This is a genomic window from Bradyrhizobium sp. 18BD (assembly GCF_054185225.1).
The window spans coordinates 1-428 of sequence record NZ_JAVAYL010000294.1 but is presented as its reverse complement, the minus strand read 5'-3'; the positions used below and the strand labels follow the sequence as shown (position 1 = coordinate 428).

Genomic DNA, 428 nt, shown 5'->3' with positions numbered 1-428 from the left:
GAGTATCGCCCAGAGGATCTTGAGCGGCAGTCCGCCATAATCGCCGAAATGCAGCGGCTGCGACACGAGCAGCGCCTGTGCATACCAGGGCAGCGGCCGGATCGCGGTCAGCTTCCCCGTCTCGGCATCGACCAGCGCGGGCGTGAGCAGGCGCTTGGTGATCGGCGTTTCGCCCTGCAGGAACACGGCATAATGATGCCTGCTGCTGAACCCGCCGCCCGGAAAGGCGACGAACTGCGGCTGGTTGCCCGGCGCCGCGGCCTTCGCCGTTTCGACCGCCGCGTTGATCGACGCGAGCCGGCCGGGCGACGGCGCCTTCGTGTCCTTATAGGCAGCCGTCATCTCGGCCAGGTCGTTCCTCTGCCAGAGCTGGATGATCGGCGTTGCGAGTGTGTTGATCACACCGGTCACGCCGACGACGCTGGCCC

1 protein-coding gene is annotated in these 428 nt (G+C 67.1%); it reads right to left on the bottom strand.

The window, feature by feature from the left end; all coding sequences use genetic code 11:
• A partial coding sequence (locus RAD16_RS41545) for a PepSY domain-containing protein (protein WP_458163754.1) occupies positions 1-428 on the bottom strand: 428 nt, incomplete at both ends.